An 18,328-nucleotide genomic window follows, 5' to 3' on the forward strand; every position below is an offset into this window, starting at 1 on the left:
GCAAGGCCCCGCAAACAAACCGCCCCTCCGTTTTTGGAGGGGCGGTGTGGTTTTCTTGCACGACTGGACGCCTAACCCGGACACAGACCGGTTCGCAAACCCGACCGACGACGCGCCGGCACGGGCCGTCGCCTGACTTAGTGCGCCAGGTTCTTGCCCTTGCCGCCGCGCTTTTTCTTCTCGATCAAGCCCACGTCCCCGGACGGCGTCGTCTCGTTGGGCATCGGCATGCGCACGAGCGCCGCCTCGAGCACCTGGTCGATCCAGCGAACCGGGCGAATGTCGAGTTTCTTCTTGATCTGGTCGGGAATTTCGGCGAGATCCTTGCGATTCTGCTCGGGAATCAACACCGTCTCGATGCCGCCACGCTGTGCCGCGAGGAGCTTTTCCTTGAGGCCACCGATGGGCAAGACCTCGCCGCGCAAAGTGATTTCGCCAGTCATGCCGACCGACGCCTTGACCGGGATGCCGGTCAGGGCCGAGACGATCGCGGTGCACATCGCACTGCCCGCCGACGGGCCATCCTTCGGTGTTGCGCCTTCCGGCACGTGCACGTGAATGTCGCTTTTCTGGTTGAAGTCCGGGTCGATGCCCAGCGTATCGGCACGGGCACGCACGACCGTGAGCGCGGCCTGGATGGACTCCTGCATCACCTCGCCGAGCTTACCGGTGTACTTGAGGTTGCCCTTACCTGGCACCGTGGTCGCCTCGATGGTCAAGAGATCACCGCCCACCTCGGTCCACGCCAACCCCGTGACCTGACCGACCTGGTCGGTCTCTTCGGCGCGACCAAAGTCGAAACGCTGCACACCAAGATACTTGTCGAGGTTCTTCGGCGTGACCGAGACCCCCTTCTTGTCCTTGGCGGTGATCAGCTCGCGCACCACCTTGCGGCAGATCTTCGCCAGCTCGCGTTCGAGATTGCGCACGCCCGCCTCGCGGGTGTAGTGACGGATGATGTCGCGGATCGCGTTGTGGCTGACCGTGAGCTCGCCGTCCTTGAGTCCGTTGGCCTTGATCTGCTTGGGCAACAGGTAGCGCTTGGCGATCTCGGTCTTCTCGTCCTCGGTGTAGCCGGCGATGCGGATGGTCTCCATCCGGTCGAGCAATGGCCCCGGGATGTTGTAGCTGTTCGCCGTGCAGACGAACATCACCTCGGAAAGATCGATGTCGACGTCCATGTAGTGATCGGCGAAGGCCTTGTTCTGCTCGGGGTCGAGCACCTCGAGCATGGCCGCGGCCGGGTCGCCGCGAAAATCTGAGGCCATCTTGTCGATTTCGTCGAGCAGGATCAGCGGGTTCTTGGTACCGACCTTCGAGAGCGCCTGCACGATCCGGCCCGGCAAGGCACCGACATAGGTACGACGGTGACCGCGGATCTCGGCGTCGTCACGCACGCCGCCCAGGGCAATGCGACCGAACTTGCGGTTGGTGGCCTTGGCGATCGACTGGCCCAGCGACGTCTTCCCCACGCCAGGAGGGCCAACCAGGCACAGGATCGGGCCGGCCATCTTGCGCACGCGGGTCTGGACCGCGAGGTACTCGATGATCCGCTCCTTCACCTTTTCCAGGCCGAAGTGATCGGCCTCGAGCACGGCCTCGGCCGCCTCGAGATCGTGCTTGATACGAGTGCGCTTCTTCCACGGCACCGCGACCATCCAGTCGAGATAGCTGCGCACCACCGAGGCCTCGGCGGACATCGGCGACATCATCTTGAGTTTGTTGAGCTCGGATTTCGCCTTCTCGCGGGCCTCCTTGGTCATGCCGGCCTTCTCGATCTTGTTCTCGAGATCGTCGAGCTCGTTGCCGCCGTCCTCCAGATCGCCCAGTTCCTTCTGGATGGCCTTCATCTGCTCGTTGAGGTAGTACTCGCGCTGGCTCTTCTCCATCTGCTGCTTGACGCGGCCACGGATGCGGCGTTCGACCTGCAGAGTGTCGATTTCTGACTCGATCAACATCATCAGGCGCTCGATGCGCTGATGCAGGTCGATGGTCTCGAGGATCGCCTGCTTTTCTTCCAACCCCAAGGCCATGTGCGCGGCAATCGTATCGGCCAGGCGCGAAACGTCATCGATGCCCGACAGCGAGGTCAGCACCTCGGGCGGGGTTTTCTTGTTCAGCTTGACGTAGCTCTCGAACTGGTTGAGCAGGGCCCGCGCCTCGAGCTCGACCTCGCGCTCATCGGTCTCCGAGGTGGACTCAATCGAGTGAACCTCAGCGGTCAGATGCCCGTCGAGTTCATGCACGCGGTCGAGCTCCACCCGTTCGATGCCCTCGACCAACACCTTGATGGTGCCGTCGGGAAGCTTGTGCAACTGCAGGATCGAGGCGAGCGTGCCTACGCCGTGCAGGTCACCGACACCTGGATCGTCGTTCTCGGCGTCCTTCTGCGCGACTAGCAAGAGCTGCTTGCTGCCCTTGACCGCCTCGTCGAGGGCGGCGACCGATTTCGGCCGCCCAACGAACAGCGGGATCACCATATGCGGGTAGACGACGACATCGCGCAGTGGCAGCACGTCGACCTGACGCGGCGAGCCCGAGATGACGGCAGAGGATTGTTCGCTGTGACTCATATAGGGGTATACCTGTAGCGCCGTGATGGCGGTGTATTCGGATGATCGGTCGCGTCAAAACACGCGGTCGGAAGTAAATGGGACGTCCCCTGAACGTATGACCGGAGAATAGCTTTTCAAGCGCGCCCTGTCAGGAAACCGCCCCATCCTGAGCACAATCTCGCGCGCATACGAAAACACCCCGGACAAGCCGGGGTGCAGGACATGCGACAAGGACAACCATCGGATCAGCGATCCGAGGAGGCCTTGTCGTGCTCGGGGGCCGTCTCGTCGGCATCAGCGTCGGGCTTGGTGCCCGACCCTGTCTTGCCGTAGACGAGGTAAGGCTCGGACTCGGCGCGAACCACCGCGCCGTCAACCACGACCTTCTCGACGTTGGACAGTGACGGCACCTCGTACATCGTGTCGAGCAGGATGTGCTCCATGATCGTACGCAGGCCACGCGCGCCAGTGTGCCGCCGGATGGCCTTCTTCGCGATCTCGCGCAGTGCGTCCTCGCGGAATTCGAGCTCGACGTCCTCCATCTCGAACAGACGCTCGTACTGCTTGGTCAGCGCGTTCTTCGGCTCAGTCAGGATGCGGATCAGCGCGTCCTCGTCGAGCTCCGTGAGCGTCGCGATCACGGGCAGACGGCCGATGAACTCGGGGATCAGACCGAAGCGGGTCAGGTCTTCCGATTCAATCTGCGTCATCAGCTCGTCGGTAGCCTTCTGGTCAAGCTCGGACTTCACTTCGGCCGAAAAGCCGATGCCGCCCTTCTCGACGCGCTGGCGAATGATCTTCTCCAGACCGGCGAAGGCCCCGCCCACGATGAACAGCATGTTGCTGGTGTCAATCTGGACGAACTCCTGCTGCGGGTGCTTGCGCCCACCCTGCGGCGGCACCGAGGCAGTGGTGCCCTCGATCATCTTCAGCAAGGCCTGCTGCACACCCTCGCCGGAAACGTCGCGGGTGATCGACGGGTTTTCCGACTTGCGGGTGATCTTGTCGATCTCATCGATGTAGATGATGCCGTGCTGGGCCTTCTCGACGTCGTAATCACAACGCTGCAGTAGTTTCTGCAGGATGTTCTCGACGTCTTCGCCGACGTAGCCCGCCTCGGTCAGCGTGGTCGCATCGGCGATGGTGAACGGCACATCCAGCACGCGGGCCAGGGTCTGGGCCAACAGGGTCTTGCCCGAGCCGGTCGGACCAATCAGCAGGATATTCGACTTCGACAACTCAACGTCATCGTCCTCGGCCTCACGGCGACGTTCACCGAACAGGTTCAGGCGCTTGTAGTGGTTGTAGACTGCCACCGCCAGCGCGCGCTTGGCGGTCATCTGGCCGATCACGTACTCGTCGAGTGCAGCAACCAGCTCGTGCGGGGTCGGCAGGCGCTCGGGGCCGTTCTCGCCCTCGGCCTCTACCTCTTCACGCAGAATGTCATTGCACAACTCGACGCATTCGTCGCAGATGTAGATATTCGGACCAGCGATCAGTTTCTTGACCTCGTCCTGGCTCTTGCCGCAGAACGAGCAGATCAGATCCTGCGTGTCTTTCGTCTTCTCAGCCATGGCTGTTCTCGTCGAACCTCGTGGGTCGATGCGGCCGAGCGTTACCCTGCTCGGCCGATCGACTGAATGGGGTCGCCGCCGGCAAGCGGTCGCAGACGGCCTTGATTAGTCTGGATCAATCCGCCTTGCCGGCCTTCCGACGGCTGGTAAGCACCTTGTCGACCAGATTGTAGTCGCAAGCCTGGTCAGCCGTCATGAAGTTGTCACGATCGGTATCGCGCTCGAGCTGCTCGAGGCTCTGACCGGTGTGGTGCGACAGTATGCCGTTCAGGCGCTCACGCAGCTTGATGATCTCCTCGGCGTGGATCTTGATGTCCGAGGCCTGACCCTGGAAGCCGCCCAGCGGCTGGTGGATCATGATGCGCGAGTTCGGCAGCGCGTAGCGCTTGCCTTCCGCCCCGCCGGCGAGCAGGAACGAACCCATGCTGGCCGCCTGGCCGATACACAGGGTCGAGACGTCCGGCTTGATGAACTGCATGGTGTCGTAGATCGCCATGCCGGCGGTCACCACGCCACCGGGCGAGTTGATGTAGAGGTGGATGTCCTTGTCCGGATTCTCCGACTCGAGGAACAACAGCTGAGCGACGATCAGGTTGGCCATCTGGTCCTCGATCGGACCGACGACGAAGATCACCCGTTCCTTGAGCAGGCGCGAGTAGATGTCGTAGGCGCGCTCGCCCCGGGAGCTCTGCTCGACGACCATCGGCACCAGGGCATTCATTTCCGGTTGGCCGCCATGGTGGCTTTCAAACGCCTCTTTCATTCATCACCTCGGTATAAACGGTTCGGCCGCCTCGAGGGCGGCCAGATTCCAGTCAGCTTTCGAACGACTCGGCCGGAACTCAGCCTTGCGGGTTCATCAGTTCCTTGAAGGGAACCTTCTTCTCGCTGACCTTGGCCTTGCCAAGGATATGCTCGACCGCCTGTTCTTCAAGGACCACGGTACGGGCATTGCTCATCATCTGATGATCGCCCTTGTAGTGGGCCACCACCTGCTCCGGCTCGTCGTAGGCCGCGGCGATCTCGTTGATGAAGGCGTCAACGCGCTCGTCTTCCGGCTTGAGATCAGCTTCCTTGACCACTTCCATGATCACCAGACCCATGCGAACGCGCTTTTCAGCCTGCTCGCGGAACAGCGTCGGATCGAGCTTGGAGGCATCCGCCTGCGGCATCTGGTTGCGGACGAACTGGTCGCGCATCGAGACCGACTCGTCGTCAATCAGCGTCGAAGGGACGTCGAACTCGAGCGATTCGGTCAGTGCCTCGATGGTGCGGTCCTTGTTGCGACGACGGATGGTCTGCTTGAGTTCACGCTCCATGTTGTCGCGCACGTCCTCGCGCAGCTTGTCTGCCGAGTCGGCGCCGAACTTCTTGGCGAACTCGTCGTCGACCTCAGGCAGCACCTGCTCTTCGACCTGGGTGGCCTCGATCTCGAACTCGGCGGTCTTGCCGGCCAAGTGCTCGGCCTGGTATTCCTCGGGGAAGTTCACCTCGATGGTGACCGGCTCGCCCGGCTTAATCCCCTTCAGGCCCTTCTCGAAGTCCGGCAGCATCTGCCCTTCGCCCAAGATCACCTCGACGCCTTCGGCCGAGCCGCCCTCGAAGGCTTCACCGTCGATCTTGCCGACGAAATTGATGGTGACCTTCTCGCCCTTGCGCGCCTTGTGGCGGACCTTCTTCCAGTCCGCGTTCTGCTTGCGCAGGGTGTCGATCATTTCGTCGACGTCTTCCTCGGCCACTTCGCTGGTCAGGGTCTCGACCTTGAGCTTGGACAGGTCACCCAGCTCGATCTCCGGGTAGACCTCGACCGCTGCGGTGAACTTCAGCGGCTCGCCGGCCTTGTTGTTCTCGATCGACTCGATGCTCGGCTGCCCGGCAACGCGCAGGTCGTTTTCCTCGACGGCCTTCTGGAAGCTCTGGCCCATGACGTCGCCAATGACGTCGTCGCGGACCCGACCGGCGTACTGCATCCGGATGACCGACAGCGGCGCCTTGCCCGGACGGAAGCCGTCGATGCGGGCGCGGCCGCGCATGTCCTTGAGACGCTTCTCGACCTGCTCGTCGATCTCGTTGGCGGGGACCTCGATCGCCAGGCGGCGGGTCAGGCCTTCGGCCGGCTGCAATTCAACCTGCATGGATGCGATACCTCAAAAAAAGAAAACAAATGTCTGGATGTCGATCGTCCCGCCACGGGTGGCAGGACGCCTATCGGGTCTGGTGCGAGAGGAGAGACTCGAACTCTCACGCCGTCAGGCGCTGGTACCTAAAACCAGTGCGTCTACCAATTCCGCCACTCTCGCTGGCTAGGAAACCATGGCAACAATGCCGAGTTTCCGACGATCAAAGCCGGGCAGTATACCGGAGCCGAACGCACGCCCAAAGCGCACCGCTCGGTTCCAACACCCGCTGTCAGAACGGCAAGCCCGGCATGCGCCCCTTCATGGAGCGCATCATCTTCTTCATGCCGCCGCCGGAAAGCTTCTTCATCATGTCGCGCATGTCGCGGTACTGCTTGAGCAGACGATTGACGTCCTGGACCTGCATGCCCGAACCATTCGCGATCCGGCGCTTGCGCGAGCCCTTGATGATGTCGGGCCGCTGACGCTCGCCTGGCGTCATCGACTCGATGATCGCGATCATGCGCTTGATGTCCTTGTCGTCGATGTGCTTCTGCGCATCGGCACCGAGCTTGCCCATGCCGGGCAGCTTGTCCATCAGCCCACCCATGCCGCCCATCTTGAGCATCTGGTTGAACTGGTCGCGCATATCCTCGAGCGTGAAGCCCTTGCCCGAACGCACCTTGTCGGCCAGTGCCTTTGCCTTGTCGGCATCGACCGTTTCCTGCGCCTGCTCGACCAACGAGACGACGTCGCCCATGCCAAGGATGCGCGAGGCGATCCGATCCGGGTGAAATGGCTCGAGCGCATCGAGCTTCTCGCCCACGCCAAGGAACTTGATCGGCTTGCCGGTGACGTGACGCACCGACAGCGCCGCCCCGCCCCGCGCATCACCGTCGGCCTTGGTCAGGATCACGCCGGTCAACGGCAACTGCTCGTGGAAGGCTTGCGCGGTGTTGGCGGCGTCCTGGCCGGTCATCGAGTCGACAACGAACAGCGTCTCGATCGGGTCGACCGCGCCGTGGATACGGGCGACCTCGCCCATCATCTCCTCGTCGACGTGCAGGCGACCGGCGGTGTCGACGATCAGCACGTCGTAGAACTTGAGCTCGGCCTCCTTGCGGGCGGCCTTGGCGATCTCGACCGGATCCTGGTCGCTGGTCGAGGGGAAGAAGTCGACGCCGACCTGCTTGGCCACCGTCTCGAGCTGGTCGATCGCCGCCGGGCGATACACGTCCGCCGAGACGACCAGCACCTTTTTCTTCTGGTTGTTCTTGAGCCAGCGGCCGAGCTTACCCGCCGTGGTGGTCTTGCCCGCGCCCTGCAGGCCGGCCATCAGGATCACCGCCGGCGGACGCGCGGCCAGGTCGAGCTCGGCGTTCTCCGAGCCCATCAGGCGAGTCAGCTCGTCGTTGACGATCTTGACGAACACCTGCCCCGGCTGGAGGCTCTTGGCCACCTCGGCGCCGACAGCGCGCTCGCGCACGTCCTTGATGAACTCGCGCACCACCGGCAGGGCGACGTCGGCCTCCAGCAGCGCCATGCGCACCTCGCGCAGGGCATCCTTGATGTTGTCCTCGGTCAGGCGCCCCTGGCCCTTCAGACCATCGAGCAGCCCACCGAGTCGCTTGGAAAGGTTGTCAAACATCGCTTGCCTCTCTCACTGCGGTGCACTCCGGCTCAATGCGGCGCACCGTGGAGCCGGCCGGCTCCCGCAACCGAATCGAGATCAGGAACCCCGGCTGGCGCGCTTGCGCTCGTTCTCGGTCAGGTACTTCTTGCGGATCCGGATCGACTCGGGGGTCACCTCGACCAGTTCGTCATCGTCGATGAATTCCAGCGCCTGCTCAAGCGTGTAACGGATCGGCGGGGTCAGGGTGAGCGCCTCGTCGGTACCGGCGGCACGGACGTTGGTCAGCTTCTTGCCCTTAAGGACGTTGACGGTCAGGTCGTTGTCGCGGGCGTGGATGCCGACTACCTGACCCTCGTAGACCTCGTCACTGTGACCGATCATCAGGCGACCGCGATCCTGCAGGTTGTACAGGGCATAGGCCAGTGCCTTGCCGGTGTCGGAGGCAATCAACACACCGTTGTTGCGCTGACCGACCATGCCCGGCTGATACGGACCGTAGTGATCGAAGACCGAGAACAGCAAGCCACTACCCTGCGTGGCGGTCAGGAACTCGGTACGGAACCCGATCAGGCCGCGCGACGGGATGATGAACTCCAGACGCACGCGGCCCTGGCCATCGGGTTCCATGTTGCGCATCTCGCCACGGCGCAGGCCGAGCTTTTCCATGACGCCGCCCTGGTGCTGCTCCTCGATGTCGACGACCAGCTGCTCGTAGGGCTCCTGCTTCTCGCCATCGACCTCGCGGACGATGACCTCGGGACGAGAGACGCCCAGCTCGTAGCCCTCGCGGCGCATGTTCTCGATCAGCACCGACAGGTGCAGCTCGCCGCGACCGGAAACACGGAACTTGTCCGGATCGTCGCCCTGCTCGACGCGCAGTGCCACGTTGTGCACCAGCTCGCGCTCGAGACGTTCGCGGATCTGGCGACTGGTGAGGAACTTGCCCTCACGGCCGGCAAACGGCGAGGTGTTGACCTGGAAGGTCATGGAGACCGTCGGCTCGTCGACGGTGAGCGCCGGCAGTGCCTCGACGTTTTCCGGATCGCAGAGCGTGTCGGAGATGTAGAGCGGGTCGACGCCGGAGAAGGCGATGATGTCACCAGCCTGGGCTGTGTCGACCTCGACACGGTCGAGGCCGTGGAAGCCCATGATCTGCAGGATGCGGCCACTGCGGACCTCGCCCTCGCGCCCAACGATCTTGACCTGGGTGTTGGTCTTGACCCGGCCGCGCTTGATCCGGCCGACGCCGATCACGCCGACGTAGGAGTTGTAGTCGAGGCTGGAGACCTGCATCTGGAACGGGCCGTCCGGATCGACGTCCGGGGCCGGCACGCGCTTGGTGATCGTTTCGAACAGCGGGGTCATGTCGCCCTCGCGGACGTCATCGTTCAGACCGGCATAGCCGTTGAGCGCCGAGGCGTAAACAATCGGGAAATCGAGTTGGTCGTCGCTGGCACCCAGACGATCGAACAGGTCGAAGACCTCGTTGATGACCCAGTCCGGACGTGCGCCCGGGCGATCGATCTTGTTGATCACCACGATAGGCTTGAGGCCGTGCTCGAAGGCCTTCTGGGTCACGAAGCGCGTCTGCGGCATCGGGCCGTCGACCGCGTCGACCAGCAGCAGCACGGAGTCGACCATCGACATGACCCGCTCGACCTCGCCGCCGAAATCGGCGTGCCCCGGGGTGTCGACGATGTTGATACGCCAATCCTCACCCTCGGGAGACTGCCACTTGATCGCGGTGTTCTTGGCCAGGATCGTGATGCCCCGCTCCTTCTCGATCTGGTTGGAGTCCATGACCCGTTCACCGTGGTCGGTGCGGGCATCGAGGGTGCCGGATTGCTGCAGCAAACGGTCGACCAGGGTGGTCTTGCCGTGGTCAACGTGGGCGATAATGGCGATATTACGGAGATTGGCGATCACAAAAAACGGTCCAAGGGATTGAAATAAGGCGCGCAGTATAAACACAAAAGCCAAACCAACCGAGGCGGAAAACCAAAAGTAGGCAACAACCCCGCCAACATGACCCGAACAAACGGGGCATGGCCGTGAAGATCAGCAAAAACACGCTCTAGGTGATATACCTACGGGGTCCTGGTCGCCGAGTCCCCAACTCGGGCATTCCGCGACACCATTTAATCAGAACGAACGAGAACGCAGGGAGCCCTCCATGAGCACCACCCCCACTATCGGCAAACGCACGACGCTGCTGATGCCGGTCTTTCTGCCCGCGGTGATCGTCATCGCACTGCTGGTCATTGGCACCGTGATCAACCCCGATCGCGCCGGGGATGTCTTTGCCAAGGTCCTGGAATGGATCACCAACGATTTCGGTTGGTTCTACATGCTGGCCGTGGCGATCTTCCTGATCTTCTTCATCGCGGTGGCCATCTCGCCCTGGGGGCGGATCAAGCTCGGCCCGGACCACTCCGAGCCGGAATACAGCTTCCCGGCGTGGTTCGCCATGCTGTTCTCGGCCGGCTACGGCATTGCGCTGCTGTTCTTCGGCGTGGCCGAGCCGGTGCTCCACTTCGCCAGCCCACCCAACGGCTCGGCCGAGACCATCGATGCGGCCAAGCAGGCGTTACAGATCTCGTTCTTCCACTGGGGCTTTCACATCTGGGCGATCTACGGCCTGGTCGGCCTGGTGCTGGCCTACTTTGCCTTCCGCCACGGTCTGCCGCTGTCGATGCGCTCGGCGCTCTACCCGCTGATCGGCGAACGCATCCACGGCCCGATCGGCCACACCGTGGACGTCTTCGCCATCCTCGGCACCATGTTCGGCATCGCCACCACGCTGGGCCTGTCGGTTGCACAGATCAACGCCGGCCTGAACTACCTGTGGCCGAACATTCCGGTGAACACCACCGTGCAGATCATCGCGATCGCCGTGATTACCGCCGCGGCTACCGTCTCGGTGGTCGCCGGCATGGACAAGGGGATCAAGCGCCTGTCGCAGCTGAACATGATCATGGCGATCGCGCTGGTGCTGTTCGTGTTCCTGATGGGGCCGACCGTCTTCCTGCTCGAAGCCTTCGTCGAGAACACCGGTTTTTACCTCTCGAATATCGTCGAGCGCACCTTCAGCCTGCAGGCCTACGAGTCGAGCGACTGGATCGGCAACTGGACGCTGTTCATCTTCGGCTGGACCATCGCCTGGGCACCGTTCGTCGGGCTGTTCATCGCGAAGATCAGCCGTGGGCGGACCATCCGCCAGTTCGTGCTGGGCGTGATGTTCGTGCCGACGATTTTCACCTTCTTCTGGTTCACCGTGTTCGGCGATACCGCGCTCAACGCGATCATGCACGAGGGGGCCGATGCCCTGATCGGCCAGGTGCAGACGGACAAGGCGATCGCCCTGTTCAAATTGTTCGAGATGCTGCCGCTCACGCCGATCATCTCCTTCCTGACGATCGTGCTGATCATCACCTTCTTCGTGACCTCTTCGGACTCCGGCTCGCTGGTCATTGATTCGCTGGCCTCGGGTGGCGCGATCCAGACCCCGGCACTCCAGCGGGTCTTCTGGGCCGTGCTGGAGGGCGTGGTCGCCTCGGTGCTGCTCCTCGCCGGCGGCCTGGGCGCCCTGCAGACGGCCTCGATCACCGCCGCCCTGCCGTTCGCGATCATCATGCTGATCGCCGCGGTGGGCATGTGGCGCGCGTTGCAGATCGAGGGGCATCGCGAGGTGAGCCTGCAGCACCACATGAATGCCGGTCGCCACGGCAGCCTCGGCGGGGTCGACAACTGGCGCAAGCGGGTGACCAACATGGTCAGCTTCCCGAAGCGCGAGCCGGTCGCCGCGTTCATCCAGAACGACGTGGTCGAGGCAATGGCCCAGGTGAGCGAGGAACTCAACGGGCAGGGTTGGCCGGTCGAGACCGACTTCGACGAGGAGCGCTGCCGTGCCCACCTGAGCGTCACCAAGACGGACACCATGGCATTCATCTATGAAGTGCGCCTGCGCGGCTACGCCAAGCCGGGCTTCGCCTTCCCGGAACAGGACCGCTCGCTCGATGGCGACAGCCACTACTACCGCGCCGAGGTCTACCTGCGCCGTGGTGGCCGTTCCTACAACATCTACGGCTACGACCGCGAGACGGTCATCAGCGACATCCTCGACCAGTTCGAGAAGTACATGCACTTCCTGCACACCTCCCCGGCCATCCTGCCGTGGAAGATGGAAGAGCATGACGATGACCTCCACACCCAGCGGATTCGTCAGCTGGGTAACGGCAAGGCCGGGCCGACCACCGACAGCTGATCGCCCCGCCGGGACGACGGTCGGACCGACCCACCAACCCGTCACGAGAGTGGCGGGTTTTTTCGTGCCCACCGGTCGGCAAGACCTCTCGACGTCACCCGGCCACACCCTCCGCTCGGTGGCGCCGAATGATAGAATTGGAGCAAGCTCCACCCCTGATCACGACGAGGCATTTCATGGCCCAACGGCTGGCTTTCACCAAGATGCACGGACTGGGCAACGATTTCATGGTGGTCGATGCCGTCAGTCGCCGCTTGCCGGTCGCCGAGTGGCTGACCCCAACGCGCGTTCAAGGCTGGGCCGATCGCCATTTCGGCATCGGCTTCGATCAGTTGCTTTTGATCGAGCCGCCGAGCGGCACGAAGGCCGATTTTCGCTACCGTATCTTCAACGCCGATGGCGGCGAGGTGGAACAGTGCGGCAATGGCGCGCGCTGCTTCGCACGCTTTGTGGCCGAACGTGGGCTGACCGATCGGCGCGAGATTCGCGTCGAAACCGCCGGCGGGCCGATCGTGTTGCACCTGACCGACGATGACCGCGTCCGGGTCGACATGGGTAGGCCTCGATTCGCCCCTGAGGCGATTCCCTTCAAGCCGCCGATCACGGCAAGCGAATCGCCCTACACCCTGATGCTCAGCGGGCAACCCGGCGGTCTCGACCGAGTCACGCTGGAGGCGGTCTCGATGGGCAACCCGCACGCGGTCCTCCAGGTCAAGGATCTCGAGAGCTTCCCGGTCGAGGCCGTGGGCACGGCACTCGAATCACACCCGGCCTTCCCCCGACGGGTGAATGTCGGCTTTGTCCAGCAACATCGCCCCGATCACATCGCCCTACGGGTGTTCGAGCGGGGGGCCGGCGAGACCCTGGCCTGTGGCACCGGTGCCTGCGCAGCCGTCGCCGCCGGCATTCGTGCCGGGCGACTGCACTCGCCCTGCCGGGTCGACTTGCGTGGTGGGGCGTTATCGATCGAGTGGTCCGGCCGCGAGGACGACTCGCTGTTCATGACCGGGCCGGCTACCTTCGTCTTCGACGGCGAGGTCGCGATCGACTCCACCGAATGACGACCGTCGCCACCGCATTGCCGAGCCCGGCACGCGGGGGTAAGGTAGACGCTTGAAAGGTCTGCGCGAATTCGACTCCGTTCTGCGGGGCCCCGCCTAAGTGGCATCGGATTCGCGCAGATCTACCCAAGCGCCCGAAGAGGCGCCTGCTGCCAATAACCATCAAGGGATTACGCATGAGCGAGAACGTGGCCTTCGAACTTGCCGACACGGACGCCGAGGTCGACAACCAGCAGACACCGAGCGCCGAGACGGTGCTCGCCTACCTGCGCACCCACCCGGACCTGTTCCTCGAGCACCCGGAAATTCTCGATCACATCGAACTGCCCGGCCCGCCACAGCCGGTTGTCTCCCTGCACCACTGGCAACTGCGACGCTGGCGCGGCCAGGCACTTCATAATCGTCATGCCCTGGATCAGCTCCACCAAGTGGCCGCCGACAACGCCGAGGCCGATCGCCTGTTGCACCGCTTCTGCGAGGGGCTGCTGAACGCCACGGATCGTTCCCCGGCCACGCTGGAAAAACAGATCCAGGCCGACTTCGACATCGACACGTGTCGCGTCGTGCCGCTGGCCGATCTCGACGGCGAGACCCGCAAGCTGCTGGCCGGCTGGCTGGACAACCCCACCCCGTTCTGCGGCCGCCCGCATGACACGGTGCGTGAGAGCCTGTTCGGTGACACGCTGCCGCAAACCGGCTCGGCCGCTCTGATCGCCATTCCCTCGAAGGCCTCCGGCCCCGCCCGCTACATCGTCGGCCTGGGGCGCCGCCTGCCGGACGGCTTCAACCCCGCCCAGGGCACGCATTTTCTCGAGCAGATCGGCGAGCTCGCAGGCGCGTTTCTCGGGCAGGCCGCGAGCGACAACGACCGCTACTGATCGATCGTGCCCGCCGCCCCGCTGAAAACGGCCTTCGACCGGGCGACCGAGGCACTGGCCGCCGATCACCGACTCAACCCGCTCACCCGCAAGGCCTACCAGGCCTCGTGGTCGCGACTGGCCGACCATCTCCGCGCCCAGGGCATCGAATCGTGCGCCACGATCGACGATCGGTCGCTGCGCCGCTTTCTCGCCGAGCTCGCCCGTGCCGGCCAGTCACCCCGCTCAATCGCCCGCCATGTCAGCGCGATCAAGCGCCTGATGGGCTTCTGGCAACGCCTTGGCCTTGATTGCCCGGCCGACCCGCTGTTGCTCAAGGCGCCGAAAGCGCCCAAACGCCTCCCCGACACCCCGGATATCGAGACGCTGGCCCGCTTACTCGACGACCCGAGCGCGTCTGCAAGCATCCCCACGGAGCAGGCGCAGAAGACCCCGGGACAACGCCGTGCCGCGGAAATCCGCGCCTTGCGGGATCGCTGCCTGTTCGAATGGCTCTACGGCAGCGGCCTGCGACTGGCCGAGGCGGTCGGCCTCGACCTGACCGATCTCGACCTGGCCGCCGGGCAGGCACGCGTGACCGGCAAACGCGACAAGACCCGCATCGTTCCGGTGGGTCGTCAGGCCCGCGCCGCGATGCAGGACTGGCTGACTGCGCGCCGCGAATGGGATCGGACCGGCACCGCGGCCGTGTTCATCAGCGATCGTGGCCGGCGCCTGTCGGCCCGCTCGGTGCAGTTGCGTCTCAACCGCGCCTCTCGCCAGGCCGGGCTTGACGCCCCACTGCACCCTCACCAATTGCGGCATGCCTTTGCCACGCACGTGCTCGAATCCTCGGGCGACCTGCGCGCCGTCCAGGAAATGCTGGGGCACGAGAGCCTCTCGACCACCCAGATCTATACCCACCTCGATTTCCAGCACCTGATGGGCGTCTACGAACGCGCGCATCCTCGCGCCATGCGCCACGGCCGGGACAAAACCGGGAACGGCACCCAGGGCGACGACAAGCCGGGTTGAAAAGCCCATCCATCGCCTACACTGTCTTCCCTTCAGATCGCCCTCTTCGGCCCACCCAATCAACCGGACCCGATCGTTTCCATGGCTCACCACGAAGAAACCCTTTACGGCACCACCATCCTCTGCCTGCGCAAAAACGGCCAGACCGTCATCGGCGGCGACGGCCAGGTCACGCTCGGCCACACCGTAGTCAAGGGTAACGCGCGCAAGGTGCGCACCCTGTACGACGGCAAGGTGCTCGCCGGGTTTGCCGGCGCGACCGCCGATGCCTTCACGCTGTTCGAGCGCTTCGAGGCCAAGCTGGAAAAGTACAGCGGCAACCTGCTGCGCTCGGCCGTGGAGCTGGCCAAGGACTGGCGCACCGACCGGATGATGCGCCGGCTCGAGGCAATGCTGGTGGTCGCCGATCGCAACGCGATGCTCACCATCAGCGGTAACGGCGACGTGATCGAGCCGGAGGACGCGCTGATCGCCATCGGCTCGGGGGGCGCCTATGCCCAGTCGGCCGCCACCGCGCTGATGCGTCATTCGGACCTCCCGGCCCGCGAGACGGTGGAAACCGCCCTGCACATTGCCGGCGACATCTGCATCTACACCAATCACAAGCTCACCATCGAAGAACTCGACTGATGAACCTGACACCCGCACAGATCGTCTCGGAACTCGACAAGCATATCGTCGGCCAACATGCCGCCAAGAAGGCGGTGGCCATCGCCCTGCGCAACCGCTGGCGTCGCCAACAGGTCGACGAGCCCCTAAAGAGCGAGATCACGCCCAAGAACATCCTGATGATCGGCCCGACCGGCGTGGGCAAGACCGAGATCGCCCGCCGGCTGGCCAAGCTGGCCAATGCGCCGTTCCTCAAGATCGAGGCGACCAAGTTCACCGAGGTGGGCTATGTCGGCCGCGACGTCGAATCGATGATCCGCGATCTGGCCGAATACGCCCTGAAGATGGTGCGCCAGGAGGCCATGGTCGAGGTGCGCGACCGGGCCAAGGTCGCCGCCGAGGACCGCGTGCTCGATGCCCTGCTGCCTGCCCCGCGCGACCCGTGGCAGAACGACGACAGCCATGGCCAGGAGGCCTACCGCAACACCCGCGAGAAGTTTCGCGACAAGATCCGCCGGGGCGAGATGGACGACCGCGAGGTGGAGATCGAGCTGCGCCAGGCCCCGGCCGGCATCGACGTGATGACCCCGCCGGGCATGGAGGAGATGGCCAGCCAGCTGCGCTCGGTGTTCCAGAACATGAGCCAGGACAAGACCCAGACGCGTCGCATGACCGTGGCCGAGGCGCTCGCCGCGCTGACCGACGAGGAGGCCGCGAACCTCGTCAACGAGGAAGAGATCCGCGCCGAGGCCGCCGACCGCGTCGAGCAGAACGGCATCGTCTTCATCGACGAGATCGACAAGGTCGCCAAGCGCGCCGAGCACGGCGGTGGCGAGGTCTCCCGCGAAGGCGTGCAGCGCGACATGCTGCCGCTGATCGAGGGCTCGACCGTCAACACCAAGGTGGGCATGGTGCGAACCGATCACATCCTGTTCATCGCCTCGGGGGCCTTCCACGTGGCGAGCCCCTCGGACCTGATCCCCGAGCTGCAAGGCCGCCTGCCGATCCGGGTCGAGCTCGAGGCGCTCTCCAGCGATGACTTCGTGCGCATCCTCACCGAGCCGGATGCCGCGCTCACGCGCCAGCACACGGCCCTGCTGGCCGCAGACGGGTTAACCATCGAGTTCAGCGACGATGCCATCCGCCGCATTGCCGAGATCGCCTACGAGGTGAACCACCGAACCGAGAACATCGGGGCCCGCCGTTTGCACACGGTGATGGAACACCTGCTCGAGGAACTGAGCTTCGAGGCGAGCGGCGAGAACAAGACGCTCTCGCTCGATGCCGAGTTCGTCGAAGAACGCCTGGGCGAACTGGCCCGCGACGAAGACCTGAGCCGCTACATCCTGTAAGGAAAAGTCGAGGTATCGCATGGCAACCAACCCACCCGCGCCGCGACAGATTCGCCTGGCCAAGGACCGCAGTGCCCTGAGTCTCGTCTTCCCAGACGGGGCGGCATTCGATCTGTCCGCCGAGTACCTGCGAGTGTTCAGCCCCTCGGCCGAGGTGCGCGGCCACGGCGGTGGCGAGATGATGCTGGTGCTGGGCAAGGAGCGGGTGAAGATCCTCGACGTGCAACCGGTGGGTCGTTACGCGGTCAAACTCGTGTTCGACGATGGGCACGACAGCGGCCTGTACGACTGGGGGCTGCTGCGCGAACTGGGTGACCGTCGAGACGAGCACTGGAACTACTACCTCGAGCGCCTTACAGCTGCGGGCATCGAGCGCGATCCCGAGCGTGCGGAACCTGCCGCACCTTACGATGTATTATCACCAAGCAGCCCCGCAACCAGCACGGCAACCCAGGCCAACGATTCATCGGGGTCATCGACGCGCGACTGAGCGGTCGACCCCGCATCCCTGACGAGAGAACCGACCATGACCGAGAAGACGCACTTTGGCTACCGGGAAGTCCCGCGCGAGGAAAAGTCCCGGCTGGTGGGTTCGGTCTTCGACTCGGTGGCCGGACGCTACGACCTGATGAACGATGCGATGTCGCTGGGCATCCACCGCATCTGGAAACGCGTCGCGCTCGAGTACACGGGCCTCCGGCGCGGCGGTCAGGCACTCGACCTGGCATCCGGCACCGGGGACCTCGCCGCGCGCATGGCGCGAATCGTAGGCGACACCGGGCTGGTGGTGCTCTCAGACATCAACGCCAGCATGCTCTCGATCGGCCGCGAAAAGCTCGACGAACAGGGCATCTTCAACAACGTCGAGTACAGCCTGGCCAACGCCGAGGACCTGCCCTTCGAAAGCAATCGTTTCGACTGCGTGACCATCGGTTTCGGCCTGCGCAACGTCACCGACAAGGCCCGCGCACTGGGCGAGATGGCACGCGTGGTCAAGCCCGGCGGCCGGGTGGTGATCCTCGAGTTCTCCAAGCCGACCAGCCCGCTGGTCGAGCGGGTCTACGACGCCTACTCGTTCTCGGCCCTGCCGGTGATGGGCAAGCTCCTGGCCAATGACGCCGACAGCTATCGATACCTGGCCGAGTCGATTCGCATGCACCCCGACCAAGAGACGCTCGAGCGAATGATGCTCGATAACGGTTTCGATCACGTCGACGTGCATAACCTCACCTTCGGCGTGGTCGCCATCCACGTGGGCTTCAGGTTTTGAC

Annotated in this window: 13 protein-coding genes, 1 tRNA gene and 1 pseudogene; 8 read left to right on the plus strand and 7 right to left on the minus strand. The window is 64.0% G+C overall.

The window, feature by feature from the left end:
• Positions 1-229: 229 nt before the first annotated feature.
• From lon to typA, 7 genes and pseudogenes are all read right to left on the minus strand, one after another.
• Positions 230-2,573, minus strand: a pseudogene (gene lon, locus VWP12_RS10045) (endopeptidase La); the annotation flags it as partial.
• 227 nt (positions 2,574-2,800) lie between these two features.
• Complete coding sequence (gene clpX, locus VWP12_RS10050; RefSeq protein WP_410474006.1) at positions 2,801-4,129, minus strand: ATP-dependent Clp protease ATP-binding subunit ClpX; 1,329 nt, start codon at positions 4,127-4,129, stop codon at positions 2,801-2,803.
• Between the two features lie 115 nt (positions 4,130-4,244).
• The gene (gene clpP / locus VWP12_RS10055; protein WP_125197929.1) at positions 4,245-4,892 is read right to left on the minus strand and encodes an ATP-dependent Clp endopeptidase proteolytic subunit ClpP; all 648 of its coding nucleotides are present in this window, start codon (positions 4,890-4,892) and stop codon (positions 4,245-4,247) included.
• Between the two features lie 79 nt (positions 4,893-4,971).
• Positions 4,972-6,264: a trigger factor gene (tig, locus tag VWP12_RS10060; RefSeq protein ID WP_410474007.1), complete on the minus strand. Its 1,293-nt coding sequence runs from the start codon at positions 6,262-6,264 to the stop codon at positions 4,972-4,974.
• Between the two features lie 80 nt (positions 6,265-6,344).
• Positions 6,345-6,429, minus strand: a tRNA-Leu gene (locus tag VWP12_RS10065).
• A 109-nt stretch (positions 6,430-6,538) separates the two neighbouring features.
• Positions 6,539-7,894, minus strand: coding sequence for a signal recognition particle protein (gene ffh / locus VWP12_RS10070; protein WP_410474008.1), 1,356 nt, complete (start codon positions 7,892-7,894; stop codon positions 6,539-6,541).
• Positions 7,895-7,975: 81 nt separating this feature from the next.
• Positions 7,976-9,805, minus strand: a complete 1,830-nt coding sequence (typA, locus tag VWP12_RS10075) for a translational GTPase TypA (RefSeq protein WP_410474009.1) — start codon at positions 9,803-9,805, stop codon at positions 7,976-7,978.
• Positions 9,806-10,052: 247 nt separating this feature from the next.
• On the opposite strand from typA, the gene VWP12_RS10080 reads away from it, so the two are divergent.
• From VWP12_RS10080 to ubiE, 8 genes are all read left to right on the plus strand, one after another.
• Positions 10,053-12,143 (plus strand): BCCT family transporter, encoded by a 2,091-nt coding sequence (locus VWP12_RS10080; RefSeq protein ID WP_125197925.1) that lies wholly within the window; start codon positions 10,053-10,055, stop codon positions 12,141-12,143.
• Between the two features lie 176 nt (positions 12,144-12,319).
• Positions 12,320-13,204 (plus strand): diaminopimelate epimerase, encoded by an 885-nt coding sequence (dapF, locus tag VWP12_RS10085; protein WP_410474010.1) that lies wholly within the window; start codon positions 12,320-12,322, stop codon positions 13,202-13,204.
• A gap of 176 nt (positions 13,205-13,380) precedes the next feature.
• Positions 13,381-14,082, plus strand: a complete 702-nt coding sequence (locus tag VWP12_RS10090) for a DUF484 family protein (protein ID WP_410474011.1) — start codon at positions 13,381-13,383, stop codon at positions 14,080-14,082.
• A 6-nt stretch (positions 14,083-14,088) separates the two neighbouring features.
• On the plus strand, positions 14,089-15,096 hold the full coding sequence (locus tag VWP12_RS10095) for a tyrosine recombinase XerC (protein ID WP_410474012.1): 1,008 nt from the start codon (positions 14,089-14,091) through the stop codon (positions 15,094-15,096).
• A gap of 81 nt (positions 15,097-15,177) precedes the next feature.
• Positions 15,178-15,726 carry an ATP-dependent protease subunit HslV gene (gene hslV, locus VWP12_RS10100; protein ID WP_125197922.1) on the plus strand — a complete coding sequence of 183 codons (549 nt, stop codon included), beginning with the start codon at positions 15,178-15,180 and terminating at the stop codon, positions 15,724-15,726.
• Positions 15,723-17,057 (plus strand): ATP-dependent protease ATPase subunit HslU, encoded by a 1,335-nt coding sequence (gene hslU, locus VWP12_RS10105; protein WP_125197921.1) that lies wholly within the window; start codon positions 15,723-15,725, stop codon positions 17,055-17,057. The genes hslV and hslU overlap by 4 nt, the downstream gene beginning before the upstream one ends.
• Before the next feature lie 19 nt (positions 17,058-17,076).
• Positions 17,077-17,547, plus strand: a complete 471-nt coding sequence (locus VWP12_RS10110) for a gamma-butyrobetaine hydroxylase-like domain-containing protein (RefSeq protein WP_410474013.1) — start codon at positions 17,077-17,079, stop codon at positions 17,545-17,547.
• Between the two features lie 36 nt (positions 17,548-17,583).
• Positions 17,584-18,327 (plus strand): bifunctional demethylmenaquinone methyltransferase/2-methoxy-6-polyprenyl-1,4-benzoquinol methylase UbiE, encoded by a 744-nt coding sequence (ubiE, locus tag VWP12_RS10115; protein ID WP_410474014.1) that lies wholly within the window; start codon positions 17,584-17,586, stop codon positions 18,325-18,327.
• Position 18,328 lies beyond the last annotated feature (1 nt).

It is taken from the genome of Guyparkeria sp. TX1, assembly GCF_046523965.1.
Taxonomy (GTDB): Bacteria; Pseudomonadota; Gammaproteobacteria; order Halothiobacillales; family Halothiobacillaceae; genus Guyparkeria.